Annotated in this window: 13 protein-coding genes and 1 pseudogene; 4 read left to right on the forward strand and 10 right to left on the reverse strand. The window is 46.3% G+C overall.

Annotated features, from left to right (window positions below; all coding sequences use genetic code 11):
* Positions 1 to 187 precede the first annotated feature (187 nt).
* Positions 188 to 592 (forward strand): hypothetical protein, encoded by a 405-nt coding sequence (locus tag GH808_RS14365; protein WP_186843476.1) that lies wholly within the window; start codon positions 188 to 190, stop codon positions 590 to 592.
* 26 nt (positions 593 to 618) lie between these two features.
* Here GH808_RS14365 and GH808_RS14370 read toward each other — a convergent pair whose 3' ends face one another.
* From GH808_RS14370 to GH808_RS14385, 4 genes are all read right to left on the reverse strand, one after another.
* Positions 619 to 1347 (reverse strand): carbohydrate kinase family protein, encoded by a 729-nt coding sequence (locus GH808_RS14370; RefSeq protein WP_186843477.1) that lies wholly within the window; start codon positions 1345 to 1347, stop codon positions 619 to 621.
* 244 nt (positions 1348 to 1591) lie between these two features.
* Positions 1592 to 2758, reverse strand: a complete 1167-nt coding sequence (locus tag GH808_RS14375) for an ABC transporter permease (RefSeq protein ID WP_186843478.1) — start codon at positions 2756 to 2758, stop codon at positions 1592 to 1594.
* Positions 2745 to 3872 carry an ABC transporter permease gene (locus GH808_RS14380; protein WP_186843479.1) on the reverse strand — a complete coding sequence of 376 codons (1128 nt, stop codon included), beginning with the start codon at positions 3870 to 3872 and terminating at the stop codon, positions 2745 to 2747. The genes GH808_RS14375 and GH808_RS14380 overlap by 14 nt, the downstream gene beginning before the upstream one ends.
* A 9-nt stretch (positions 3873 to 3881) precedes the next feature.
* On the reverse strand, positions 3882 to 4814 hold the full coding sequence (locus GH808_RS14385) for an ABC transporter ATP-binding protein (RefSeq protein WP_186843480.1): 933 nt from the start codon (positions 4812 to 4814) through the stop codon (positions 3882 to 3884).
* Positions 4815 to 5165: 351 nt separating this feature from the next.
* Here GH808_RS14385 and GH808_RS14390 point away from each other — a divergent pair, with 351 nt between their 5' ends.
* The 3 genes from GH808_RS14390 (at position 5166) to GH808_RS14400 (ending at position 9425) form a co-directional block, all read left to right on the forward strand.
* The gene (locus tag GH808_RS14390; protein ID WP_186843481.1) at positions 5166 to 6230 is read left to right on the forward strand and encodes a sensor histidine kinase; all 1065 of its coding nucleotides are present in this window, start codon (positions 5166 to 5168) and stop codon (positions 6228 to 6230) included.
* A 170-nt stretch (positions 6231 to 6400) separates the two neighbouring features.
* The gene (locus GH808_RS14395) at positions 6401 to 7024 is read left to right on the forward strand and encodes a response regulator transcription factor (protein WP_186843482.1); all 624 of its coding nucleotides are present in this window, start codon (positions 6401 to 6403) and stop codon (positions 7022 to 7024) included.
* 37 nt (positions 7025 to 7061) lie between these two features.
* The gene (locus GH808_RS14400) at positions 7062 to 9425 is read left to right on the forward strand and encodes an ATP-dependent DNA helicase (RefSeq protein WP_186843483.1); all 2364 of its coding nucleotides are present in this window, start codon (positions 7062 to 7064) and stop codon (positions 9423 to 9425) included.
* A 55-nt stretch (positions 9426 to 9480) separates the two neighbouring features.
* Here the strand turns inward: GH808_RS14400 and GH808_RS14405 are convergent, their stop codons facing one another.
* From GH808_RS14405 to GH808_RS14430, 6 genes and pseudogenes are all read right to left on the reverse strand, one after another.
* On the reverse strand, positions 9481 to 10128 hold the full coding sequence (locus GH808_RS14405) for an ABC transporter permease (RefSeq protein ID WP_186843484.1): 648 nt from the start codon (positions 10126 to 10128) through the stop codon (positions 9481 to 9483).
* Between the two features lie 69 nt (positions 10129 to 10197).
* Positions 10198 to 11007, reverse strand: a pseudogene (locus tag GH808_RS14410) (ABC transporter ATP-binding protein); the annotation flags it as partial.
* 220 nt (positions 11008 to 11227) lie between these two features.
* Positions 11228 to 11395 carry a hypothetical protein gene (locus GH808_RS14415; RefSeq protein ID WP_186843485.1) on the reverse strand — a complete coding sequence of 56 codons (168 nt, stop codon included), beginning with the start codon at positions 11393 to 11395 and terminating at the stop codon, positions 11228 to 11230.
* Positions 11396 to 11456: 61 nt separating this feature from the next.
* Complete coding sequence (locus GH808_RS14420) at positions 11457 to 11735, reverse strand: hypothetical protein (protein ID WP_186843486.1); 279 nt, start codon at positions 11733 to 11735, stop codon at positions 11457 to 11459.
* 12 nt (positions 11736 to 11747) lie between these two features.
* Positions 11748 to 12053, reverse strand: a complete 306-nt coding sequence (locus tag GH808_RS14425) for a hypothetical protein (RefSeq protein ID WP_186843487.1) — start codon at positions 12051 to 12053, stop codon at positions 11748 to 11750.
* Between the two features lie 129 nt (positions 12054 to 12182).
* On the reverse strand, positions 12183 to 12879 hold a 697-nt coding region (locus GH808_RS14430), incomplete at its 5' end, for a transposase (RefSeq protein WP_186843488.1).

A 12879-nucleotide genomic window follows, 5' to 3' on the forward strand; every position in this document is an offset into this window, starting at 1 on the left:
GAACAATTAAATTCGGTAGGCTCTAGAAAGTCTACACTGTTAAAAAATCAACTCCAGCTATGGATTGACTCTCAGGCCTCTTTTATTAAGGCTTTGTTTGGTCAATTAGGCTGGGAAAGTTGAGTAAATTACAAAAATTTATTTTAATAATCCCGCTTATCTTTACTAAAAATACGGAGGTAAACACTTGCGAATCACCAAAGACGAATTTAACGAATGTACCCAACTGGAAAAAACGAACAAAAAAAGAGCGTTAAAAGAGGCTGTCATAGAACCCCCTTCGAATGCATCGACCAATATACAAAACAAATTAAAACAAAAAATGGATCTATCGATGAAATTGTCTGATGCTGAAATTAAAAAGCGCTTATCGGGTTTAGCTGAAGAAACAATCAATCAATTGTCTGACCAAAATAAAATTCTACAGGACGTTGAAGAAATTTATCTGATCTTCAAGGGCCAAATGATGGTGATTAACCGGTGCCACTTATTATCAATGAGCGATCAGCAGGAACAGAACGCAAAAGTTTACGCTTTCTATTACAAAAGAAAAATGGAACTAAAAAAACTGGAACTCCAAAATAAAAAATAGTCTGCTGAGGATGGCTTTTGCCATCCTTATTTTTTTATCTGATTTTTTCTGAATTCCAAAAAGGTGCGCCGCAATTCGGCAAACAGCATTTCCGGCTCTGTTGTCAGCTTGGCGCGCATGAACCGCATTCCCAGATCAACCGCTGATATCAAATTTGCTCCATTCAAAACAAGCGAAGTCAGAAAACCCGCAGCAAACATATCACCCGCTCCGGTAGAATCAATGATTTGTTCGTCGCTGACCACCTGATTATTAAAACGCTGTTCAATGAGCTGTTGTTTATCGCGATGATATATGATAATCTCTGCTACTTCTTTTACAACGACGGTTAATTTTTCCAATCCATACCGTGCAAAAATACCGGCCGCGTTTTCCGGACTGGGCGGATCAAAGGCGCCCCCCTTCAACAGGTCGTACTCCATTCGGTTGACAAAAAGAAAGTCCGCCAGCTTCAGAATGCCAACAACCGCCGGCGTCAGTGTCATGATCCATGGTTGTCCCGGATCAAAGCTGATGATCAGAGCGGGATTAATTTTCTTGACATCCCGGACGATCCGTTCCAGCACGACCGGGGTTCGCTCGTCATTGAAGGCAGTGATGTGCAGGATTCGGGCATTTGCCAGATAGCTAAGGATATCCTGATAACGGCTTTCGAGGTATTCCGCCATACTGCTGTTGCAGCCCGGATAAAAAAGGAATGACCGGGTGCCGTCATGGTTAAAACAGATACAACGGCCGCTGCTCTGATTCCCCATCGCATCCACATTTTGAAATAAATCTGAGAGGTGTTCATATCTGCAACTATACTATTTTTTATAACCACTTACAACTTAAAATTTTACGGCCGTTCAAATTCAGCAACGGATTCAATCATCAAAACTTGACAATCAAAAAAAAGAAGTCCTTTTGTGAGCGCGATCGTCTCATCAATAGGACTTCTTTTCCACATCGGCAGTCTTGAACCGTTGCGTTTATTCAGCCGGAGTGGGAGCCACCCGACTAGGCTTCCACTCGTCTTTGTTTGATCAGCACCAGTGTCACCCCGAGAACGGCGACCCCGAAGGCCAGTACCAGCACCATGCTGGTGAAAATGGACTGGAGATTGGTGGCATTGAAACTGGTGGCCGCGGCGATCTCGTTATTGGCTTTGACATACCAGTAAGTGGGGGTAAAGCTGGCGATGGTCAACACATTATCGCCCAGCAGGGCCTGGGGAACAAAGACCCCGCCAATAAAGCTGGAGCCCAGGGCGAAGACATTGGCAACGGCTGACATGGCGCCCCGGCTTTTGACGAGATTGCCGATTAAATAGCTGATGCTTAAGGCTGCCAGGGTGAACACAAAGGAGTTTAACAGCAGCAGCAGACCGGTGGTTGTAAACATGAAACTGCCGTACATGATAAAACTGGCAGAGATCAGAACAAGCCAGGTCAGAATGGCAAAACTGAGGTTGCCGAGAATCATCTGGAAATTCATGTTGGCAGATCGGATCGGGGCGCAGAGATTCCGCCGTTTCAGATCCGTGTCATTGAAAACCAGCATCACCGAACAGACCCCTAAAATCAGAATGGCGAACAGGGAATAGGACAGATAATTGAAATAGTATCCGGATTTTTCCGCATAGACTGAATGTGTTCCATTACTGATCATCGTCACTTCGGTCTGTTGCGCGAGATCCTTTGCCAGATATTTTGTGAGATCATCCTGACTGAGCCCGGGCATATTGGTCGTGTAGGCGTTAACCGTGTTCAGGTATTTATTGATCAGCAGATCCATATAGATGTTACTGGTGGAGTCGGGAACGGTTGTTTTTTCCAGCTGGACTGCTTCGCCATTGAGCATCGCCTGGGTAAATCCGTCAGGAACCCGGACGATATATTCCACCTGTCTGAAAAACAGGGCATCCTGAAGTTTTTGAGTCTCATCGGGAATATCAACCAGGTTGGCATTTTCAGCCAGATAGGTTTTGAGTCCCGCCACCAGCTGCGAATCACCATCGTCATTGATGAAGGCAATATTGACCTTGACTTTGGTGAAGTCGGTATCCTGGGGCGGGTTATAGGAGCCGCTGAGCAACAGCGCCAGGACCATGAAAACCACCAGATAAATCATCAGCAGGGTACGGTTTTTCTGGATTACTTTGAAAAGAGCTTTATAAACTTGCATATTTCTGTCTCCTTAAAACAAAATACGTGACGGAACTGAAGAACAGCGTGAAGCCGCACAGCAGCAGAATGTCCGTAAAAAACTGGGTATGGGTGTTGTAGTAGTACAGGGCATAAAAACTGTCCGTGATCAGGTTGGCCGGATTGAGATAGCCAAGGATCGGGGCTTTGGTCATCACAATATACTTGATGTCGGCCGACATCATCCCGGCCAGAAAGGACATGATCATGGTCGAACCGATCAGGATGCCAATTTTGAGGCCCTCGCCTTTTTTAATGATTGAACCGAGGCAGGTACCAAAGGTAACGCCGGTGAGACTTCCCACCACACAGGTCAGGGCGATATAGCCAATCTGATTGCCGAAGCTGATGCCAAGAACACCAATGAGAAAGGCCAGCAGCATGATCAGCTCCAGCAGCTGAACCGTTGCGGCAGCCAGAATGGAAGAAAGAAAGACCGTCAGTTTATTGGTCGGCGCCAGATTGATCCGGGCCCCCACATCAGAGAGATCCGCCTGAATGGCCACCACCTCTTTGACCCCGAGAAACCCGCCATATAAACAGGTCATGGCAATCAGCGCGTAGAAATAATTGACCACCGAATCAGGGCTCGATTGGCTGGCGGATACGGCTTTCAGGTATTCGCTGCGACTGGTAATCCCGGCGATGATGCCGTTATGCAGCGCTGCATGATTCGCGGTGATAATCGTTGTGATGGTGGCTGAAGATTGCACAAAATCATCGAGGAAGCCCCGGATAATGGTCTGATTGAGACCGGACTGATTCACCACCAGGTTAAGCGCCGGGTCGAAAACGATATAGCCGTCGATCTGATTATCGGCCAGCAGGGCATCCGCTTCTGCCCTGGTCGTGTACTTAACAACAAACAGATCATCTGCCCCATCCAGGGCCTCGGTGAAGGCCGGGTTCTGATCCAGCTCCGCGTTCTCAACCACCGCCACATTCACTTTCAGGAAATTATCCGAGCTTGAAAGATTGGAAAAGGCCAGGTTGAACAAAATTGCCAGCAGAATCGGAAACAGAAAGGTCCAGAACATCATTTGCCGGTCTTTAAAAATACACTTGAGACGATAGCGATAATTGAATAAAAACATTTTTTCCTCCTAATCTCTGAGTTCTTTGCCGGTTATTTCCAGAAAGACATCGTTAAGGGTTGGCGGTTCGGAATATATTTTACCGATGCCAATATTCTGATCCTTCAAGTGATCAAGAATCATAATCAGATTATTTTTCCCCCGACTTGACTTCACCACCAGCTGATGGTCTGTTAGCTCCGCCGAGATAATGTGCGGCAATGCTTTGATAGCAGACAGATCCAGGTGCTCGGGATTGAGTAGTTCAAGGTTGATATGCTCGCCGGATTTGATCATCTTCTTCAGATCTTCATTGGTACCCATGGCAATGATCTTGCCTTTATCCATGATGGCGATGCGACTGCAAATCTGTTCTACCTCTTCCATATAATGGGAGGTGTAGATGATGGTGGCGCCCTGCCTGTTCAACTTCAGGATGCCTTCCAGAATATTGTTTCGGCTCTGAGGATCGACCGCCACGGTGGGTTCATCCAGAATGATCAGCCTGGGCTTATGGGCGATGCCGCAGGCGATGTTCAACCGCCGAAGCAGACCGCCGCTGAGCTTTTTCGGATAGAATTTTGTGAAATCATTGAGCCCCACAAAATCGATCGCTTCGGCCACCAGTTTTTTCCGGGTTTGTTTATCGGAGACATAGAGACCGCAGAAGTAGTCGATATTTTCATAAACGGTCAGCTCATTGAAGACCGCCACGTTCTGCATCACAACCCCAATCTGGCGTTTAATATCATAGGCCTCCGGCGACATCGGCTGATCGTAGATTTCAATGGTGCCCTTATCGTATTTAAGCAGCGACAGAATGCAGTTGATGGCGGTTGTTTTGCCGGAACCGTTGGGGCCCAGGAGCCCGAGGATTTCGCCTTCCTGCACCGCCAGATTGAAATGATCCAGGGCGATCAGATCGCCGTATCGTTTGACCAGATTTTTCACATTGATTACCATAATAAATTCTCCTTTATGAGTTTAATCGCGATACTGCTGTGAGCTTTACAATCCATTTCGCACGAAACAATTGTTACACTGTACGTCGGACAGGCTACCGCCTGTTCGCCTACACGTTACACAATTGTTTGTGGAAACCGATCGTAAAACAATGATTGTTCGTCGTACATCAGTATGGCATGAATTGGTTTTGTTGATGTGTCTATTTTAATAAAGATTAGCGAACTTTGTAAGTGACCGGACTCCTGAATGGGTATGACAAATGTCACCATTTATGTTAAAGTAATGGTAAAATTGCATTGTTGACGGGAATGCGATACTTTGGAATATTCTGATGAGAGTTGGTAGAGGATGAATAAGCTGATTGATAAACTGATTATTTTTGTGTTCTGTCTGGCATTGTATCTGACCACTGTGGATAATGTGCTGCTGATTGCGCCGGTTCTGGTGGCAATCATTTTTAGCACCGCTTCAAGCTATTTAAAAGAAGGACCGGTGACCGCCGTTCTGTTTGTGGGCTATGTGGTGATCGGCTTCTTTGAACCGGTATATCTCCTGTTTGTGCCGCTGCTGTGCTATGACATTCTCATTTTTCAATACAAGTGGCTGTGGACCCTGGCGCTGCTGCCCATCATCATGGACTTCACTCAGCTTGACGGCCCCTCGATGGTGCTGATCCCGGTTTTTATGGTAGTTGCCTATTTTTTAAAAAAGCGCACGCTTTCTCTGGAAATGTTAAAGAAAGACTACCACGCCCTCCGGGATACCACCCGGGAAACCGCCCTGCAGCTTGAAAAAAAGAATAAGCTGCTGATGGAAAAGCAGGACTATGAACTAAACCTGGCCACCTTAACCGAACGCAACCGGATTGCCCGCGATATTCATGACAATGTGGGACATATGCTATCCCGGAGTATTCTGCAAACCGGAGCCCTGCTTGCCACCACCAAAGATGAACCGACCAAGGAAGGCCTGATACAGATTAAGGAAACGCTTTCCGAAGCCATGGACAGTATCCGCAACAGTGTCCACGATCTTCATGATGAAGCGCTGGATTTGCAGGTGGAACTGCAGACGCTGATCAAAAATTTTGATTTCTGTCCCGTGAAATTCGATTATGATGTAGACTCAGGTCTGGATAAAGAAGTCAAATACTGTTTTATAGCTGTGGTGAAGGAAGCTTTTTCAAATATCATCAAGCATTCCAATGCCACCGATGTCGTGGTGGTTGTCCGGGAACATCCGGGGCTGATCCAGCTGGTCGTTCAGGATAACGGAACGGGGACCAAGCCGCCAGATGGCGAAGGCATCGGGCTGGGGAATATTAGCGATCTGGTGGCCGCCCTGAGCGGCCAGGTGAATATCACCGCTGACCCGGGTTTTAGAATCTTTATTTCAGTGCCGAAAAATGAATAGTGCCGTGAGCTTTACGAGCAGTTTCGCACGAAACAATTGTTACACTGTACGTCGGACAGGCTACCGCCTGTTCGCCTACACGTTACACAACTGTTTGTGGAAACTGCCCGCAAAGCAAAAATTGTTCGTAGCTATGATTTGCAAATAACAAAAACAGAAACGGAGGAACCATGAAAATCGTTGTTGTTGATGATGACCGGCTGGTCTGCCAATCGCTGAAAACCATTATTGAAGCGGAAGATCAGATCGAAGTGGTGGGGCTGGGCCATAATGGAGAGGAAGCCATTGCCTTGTATCGCCAGTTGAAACCGGATGTCCTGCTGATGGATATCCGCATGGATGTGATGACCGGGCTCGAAGCCGCCGGAACCATTCTGGACGGTGACAAAGAGGCGAAGATATTGTTTTTAACCACCTTTCTCGATGACGAGTATATTATCAAGGCGCTGAAGCTGGGGGCAAAGGGCTATATCATCAAGCAGAATTTTGAAAGCATTGTTCCCTCACTGCGAGCCGTCCAGACTGGCCAAAGTGTCTTTGGCCAGGATATTGTAACAAAAATACCGGGTTTGCTAAACAGTGGCGAACAGAACGGTCAGAACCGCTTTAATCTGAGTGACAAGGAACGGGAAATCATTGACCTGGTCGCCCAGGGGCTCAGCAACCGTGAAATGGCCAATAGCCTGTATTTAAGTGAAGGGACCGTCAGGAATCGCATCAGTGTCATCCTGGAAAAACTGGCACTTAGAGATCGGACCCAGCTGGCCATCTTCTTTTACAAGAACCTGATCTGAACAATCCCAAATCAAATTACAGAAACCAGGTGATCAAATGACTCCTAACCCTGAAATAAAACTATCCGTCAGAAATCTGGTGGAATTCATTCTGCGTTCCGGCGACATTGATGCCCAATTCATGAGCAACGCAAGAGCGCTGGAAGGCACACGAGCCCATCAGAAAATTCAAAATGCGAATAAAGATAAAGGGTACAGTCCGGAAGTGACCCTAAAATATTCGGTCGACTACCAGGGCTTCACCTTCATCATTGAAGGCCGGGCCGACGGCGTGATCACCACCAAAGCTCTGACGATCATCGACGAAATAAAATCGACCAGCCGGCCGCTGGAACACCTGGCAGAACATTACAACGAAACCCATTGGGCCCAGGCAAAATGCTATGCCCATATTTATTGCGCGCAAAATAAGATCGACCGCATCGGCGTGCAACTGACTTATTACCAGCTGGAAACGGATGAAATCAAGCAGTTCATCAACTATTTTGATCAGGATCAATTGGCGACGTTCTTTTTTGACCTGATGGACCAGTACCTCGTCTGGGCTCACCTGACCAGCGACTGGGTTTCCCGGCGAGATCAGTCCATCAAAGCCCTGGATTTTCCTTTTGAAACCTACCGAACGGGGCAACGGCAGCTGGCAGTTTCGGTATACAAAACCATTGCCGAACATAAAAAGAGTTTTATCCAGGCTCCTACCGGCATCGGGAAAACCATCTCCACCCTGTTTCCGGCCATTAAAGCCGTCGCCGAAGGCCACACTGCCAAACTGTTCTACCTGACTGCCAAAACGATTGTCCGGGAAGTAGCGGAAGAGGCCTTTGCCAAAATGAAAGAAAAAAATCTCGAATTCAAGGCGGTCACCCTCACCGCCAAAGACAAAATATGTTTTAAGGAAGAACGGATTTGCGATCCCGACCATTGCGAATTTGCCAAGGGGCACTTTGACCGGGTCAATCCCGCACTGCTCGATGCCTTGCAGCAGGAGAATTATTTCACGCGGCCGGTTATTGAAACCTATGCCCGGAAGCACCAAATCTGCCCCTTCGAATTTTCCCTGGATTTGACGATCTGGTGTGACTGTGTGATCTGCGATTATAACTACGTCTTCGATCCGCGCGTCTATCTCAAGCGATTTTTTTCTGAAAACGGCGGCGACTATACCTTTCTTATCGACGAAGCCCACAATCTGGTTGACCGGGCCCGGTCGATGTTTTCCGCCGAACTGTACAAAAAACCGATGCTTGAACTCAAAAAATTATTCAAGGACGAGGAACCGCGAATCGCTAAATCCCTGGGCAAACTGAATTCATTTATGATAACCATGCGCAAATTAACCGGTGCTGAGCCTTATTATCATCAGGCGAATGAACCGAAGGATATCTATCCATTGCTTAATAAATTCATCCTTGAATCAGAAGAATGGCTGGCCAGCCATGAAGGCAGCGAGAGCCATGAAAAACTGCTGGAATTCTACTTCAATGTGCTGACATTCATGCGGACCGCCGAGTTCTATGATGAACGCTACATAACCTACGTTGAAAACAGCAAAGATGATACGAAACTGAAATTATTCTGTCTGGACCCCTCCCACCTGCTGAGCGAGGCCATTAAACGGGGCAAGGCGGCCATCTTCTTTTCCGCAACCCTGTCGCCGCTCGATTATTTTTCAGAAATTCTGGGCGGCGGTGATGACTGCTACCGGATGATTTTCCCCTCACCCTTTGATGTCAACAACCGCGCCCTGCTGATTGCCGACAACATCTCAACTAAATACCGAAACCGGGAAAAGACGTATCTGTCCGTGGCGGAATACATCAAGTCCGTTCTTACGCAGAGACAGGGTAACTACATGGTCTATTTTCCATCCTATCAGTACATGAATACCGTTTATGAACTATTTACCGAACGTTTCCCGGATGTCATTGCTGTCAGGCAGTCGCCGGAGATGAGTGAAGAAGACCGGGAAGATTTTCTGAACCTATTCCGGCCCGACAGCAACGACGGTATTCTGGGTTTTTGCGTGCTGGGCGGCATCTTTTCGGAAGGTGTGGATCTGAAGCATGATGAATTGATCGGGGCGATCATCATCGGTGTCGGTCTGCCCCAGATCTGTTTTGAGCGGAATATCATCCGGGATTACTTTAATCAAAAGAACCATTGCGGCTATGAATATTCCTATCTGTATCCGGGCATGAACAAGGTTCTGCAGGCTGCCGGAAGGGTCATCCGGACTGAAACGGACCAGGGCGTGATCCTGCTCATCGACGAGCGCTTCAGCAACCGGGATTATCAGCAGTTATTTCCCCGGGAGTGGTTTCCCCACAAGAGAGTTGGCAACCTGAACGAGCTGGAAATCAGTTTGAAAGACTTCTGGGCAGATCATCTGTCTCAGGACTGATTCCCGGTCTCTGGTAAGCATTTCAGCACTTTTTATTCCTAAGCGAGGGATTTCCTTATGCATCCTGCTTTTGGGCCGCCCAAAAGATTCCGATAAGCGAAACGATGCTGATAATTGCCAGACTCAGATAAGATACCGACATGGGAAAAGAATATGACATCTCAAACTGTTTCAGGTCCAGAATTCGCCACGTCACATCAATCGGCAGCAAGGCCGCCAGCGGCGCCACCCATGAAGCTAAAAATGACACCAATGCATAAACAATACTGATGCAGACAGAGAGCAAAAAGCTTTTTCTGGCCAGTACCGCGATGAGCATAACCGGTAAAATAGATAAAAACATCAGTCCTCCTGACAGAATATAAATTTGCAGCCCCTTTAAAAAAGAAGCCAAATCAACCGGCACTCCTACCAGGATGCCCGACAAATTCAGAACATAGGTCAGACTGCACATGGCAATGATTGAAACAAACATCACAATCAGTTTGGCCAGCGCGAGTCGGATTCTTCCTACCGGGATGATCAGGAGATTTTTGTAGGTGTTTTCGATTCTTTCCCGGGTAAAGATATAGGAACCGAAAACCCCAAATATGCACGGCCACAACAGGATAATCTGCGGCCACAGGTTCTGTGAGATATATTCGATCCAGGTAAAGACGGCCGGTTTCGAGAGATTGATGCCCATCGCCATCAGCGGCAGCACGAGGCATCCCCCAGTCCGATCCACAGCATACTTGAACCTTTCAGCTTTTTGAACTCAACTTTAATCACCTTAACCAATGGTGCCACCCCCTGTCAATCTTAAGAAATACTCTTCAAGATTGCCTTTGTTCAGGCTTATTTCGCTGACACCGATTCCCGCGTTGTTCAGTCGGCGGTTGACTTCTTCAAAATTCTCATCGATCTGGTAAATTTTGATTTCCCTGTCACTGATGCTTTCAAAATCACTGATATTCAGTTCCTTTTCCAGCACCGGAATGGCTCTTCCGCCATCGGAAACCGTCATTTTTACGTAATGCCGGTTCCGGCGCTTGATTTCATCCATTGAAAGCTCTTCCAGCAATCGGCCATGGTCAATGATGCCGACGGTGTCTGCCATCTGCTCGATTTCGCTCAGAATATGGCTTGAAATCAAAACGGTTACCCCTTTTTCCACCGACATTTTTTTGATCATGATCCTTATCTGCTGAATTCCGACCGGATCAAGCCCGTTCGTCGGTTCATCCAGGATGATGAATTCCGGTTCATGCATCAATGCCATCGCAATTCCAAGGCGCTGTTTCATGCCCAGGGAAAACTGCTTGACCTTTTTGCTGTTTTCATTTTCCAGATCGACCAGCGACAAGGCCTTCTCAAGCGAATCCTGTGATTGCGTTCCTCGCAAATCGGCAATAATTTTCAAGTTCTCTCTTGCCGTCAGGTTTTCATAAAACGTCGGCGACTCAATCAGTGCCCCAATTCTGCTGAAACTCTGTTTGGTCGGCACCGTCATTCTTTCCCCAAACAGCTTCACTTCACCTTTTATCGGCTGCAGAAGTCCCGTTATCATCCGGATGGCTGTCGTTTTTCCGGCTCCATTTCGTCCTAAAAGTCCCTACACTTCGCCTTTTTTTACATGGATATTCAAGTCTGCTACCGCCAATTGGGTGCCGTAATGCTTCGTTAATCCAATGGTTTCTAAAATCATATAAGCTCCTCCTCTTAACTGCAAATAATCCTAAATTAAAAATTCAACACGGTTTCACCAATAAGTTTTGAAGAGGCGATTTTCGCCCCTCTTCTTATCAAGTTATTCTTTTTTATTATTCAAATTTCGGTTCATCTTCTTTTTCCATTTCCTTTTCCTCTGGATCGGGATCTTCTTTTGGTTTTTCCGTGACTTTTTCGGTGATCGTAAATGGTTCAGGTTCTTCAATCATTAACCAGCTGCCATCTGGTTGCAGACCACTTTTTCTTTTTTCTTTTTCCACTTTATTTCCCTCCCTCTATTCTTTAAAAAGGCCGCCGTGTTGGCTGCCTCTTTGGTTTGTGTTATTTGTATTCCAGGTCTTTTATGACGCCGTCCTTGATCATTTCCTTATAGTAATCTGCGCCCAGTCGTTTGATGATTTCATCCCTGGCCGGTCCTTTATCAATTATTCCCTGGCCTTCTTCTTTTCCAAGTGCAAATAGTAAATACTCATTCGGTGTCATGGGCCATTTTTCTCTAAATGTCACATAGTCACTCATATCGTCGATTTCGCTTGTCCTTCCATCAGGATAGACGGCTTCAACGCGGCCTCTTTTGTTTCGTCTAAATTTAAAATCCATTATTTTCACCCCTTATTTTTTAGCGCTTTTTTCTCGTTTAGCCATCATTTCTTTCCATTTTCGAACCTGTTCTGGTTTTTCCGAGTTCCAGTTTTCTTTTTTTGGGTCGTCCTTCATTGCTTTTTCGATGGCTCGCATTGTTTCCTCTGACACTTCAGTGCACTCGATGAAGCTGCACCACTTAAAGAATGAATCGGGGGTTACGCTGTGCTTCACCTTTTTTTCGGACTCTTTAAACGGGTTAACCATTGCATAGTCGTAATCGTCTATTTTTACGATGTAGATCGGTTGGTTTGGTTTGCTATAAATCACTTTCATTTCATGTTCCACCTTTTTTAGATATTGGACTTATCAAAACACCGTATAAATGATGTTCTTTCATTGCCTAAAAACTGTTATGTTTTTCAGAAAATACAAATTATGGTTAGAGTGTCAAAAACACCCATTTTAAGTAGCCAGACTCAAATTATTTCCACCCCAGTGCTGTTTCGGAAGAAAATAATGTAATGTTTGTCTGAAGTATGATTTTTGCAGCAAAGCAGCGGCTCCTTTGAGCACTCGCTTTGCATTAATGGCTCCTATTTTGAAGCCAAACCAGATTTTTGTGCGCACTAATCCCCGGACGGGGATATGATCAACGTGATAGCGCCGACGAAGAACAGAAGGCATCCCTTCAACACCATTGCGCTTTTGGGATAAGGTTCGGTATTCTTCCGTCGATAGTTTTTTCAGATAGGATGCGCGTTGTACCATTTTTTCAGAGATCATGACACAGGCTGATTTTTTCTGAAATTTTACGCCACATTGATCGTTGAAAGGACACTGTTCACAGGTCTTTTTATTAAAGGATGCCCGGTACATACCGGTTTTCTCGTAGTACCTGCTTTTGTAAGGTTTGTTTCCGGCTGGACATTGGATCACTTCATGTGGATCAGCATCGATGATAAAATCGCCCTGTACGGGATTGGGTATTTTTCCGATTAATGCAGTGGTGACCAGTTCGATATTTTTTTGGGCGGCCTGTTCGTGATTGCCGGTGCTTGCATAGGCGCCATCGGCCAGCAAGGTGGCCGCTTCATCCTGATGTCCCAGCTTGCTGATTGTTTCTTTGCAGAATTGACTGTCGCTGTGGCTGTTGATGTCA

Source organism: Acetobacterium fimetarium (genome assembly GCF_014284475.1).
GTDB classification, from domain to species: Bacteria; Bacillota; Clostridia; order Eubacteriales; family Eubacteriaceae; genus Acetobacterium; species Acetobacterium fimetarium.

Coding starts and splice junctions, on each gene's coding strand:
- GH808_RS14425 (WP_186843487.1), bottom strand. CDS start 12,053: ATGAAAGTGATTTATAGCAAACCAAACCAACCGATCTACATCGTAAAA.
- GH808_RS14420 (WP_186843486.1), bottom strand. CDS start 11,735: ATGGATTTTAAATTTAGACGAAACAAAAGAGGCCGCGTTGAAGCCGTC.
- GH808_RS14390 (WP_186843481.1), top strand. CDS start 5,166: ATGAATAAGCTGATTGATAAACTGATTATTTTTGTGTTCTGTCTGGCA.
- GH808_RS14385 (WP_186843480.1), bottom strand. CDS start 4,814: ATGGTAATCAATGTGAAAAATCTGGTCAAACGATACGGCGATCTGATC.
- GH808_RS14400 (WP_186843483.1), top strand. CDS start 7,062: ATGACTCCTAACCCTGAAATAAAACTATCCGTCAGAAATCTGGTGGAA.
- GH808_RS14375 (WP_186843478.1), bottom strand. CDS start 2,758: ATGCAAGTTTATAAAGCTCTTTTCAAAGTAATCCAGAAAAACCGTACC.
- GH808_RS14370 (WP_186843477.1), bottom strand. CDS start 1,347: ATGGGGAATCAGAGCAGCGGCCGTTGTATCTGTTTTAACCATGACGGC.
- GH808_RS14380 (WP_186843479.1), bottom strand. CDS start 3,872: ATGTTTTTATTCAATTATCGCTATCGTCTCAAGTGTATTTTTAAAGAC.
- GH808_RS14395 (WP_186843482.1), top strand. CDS start 6,401: ATGAAAATCGTTGTTGTTGATGATGACCGGCTGGTCTGCCAATCGCTG.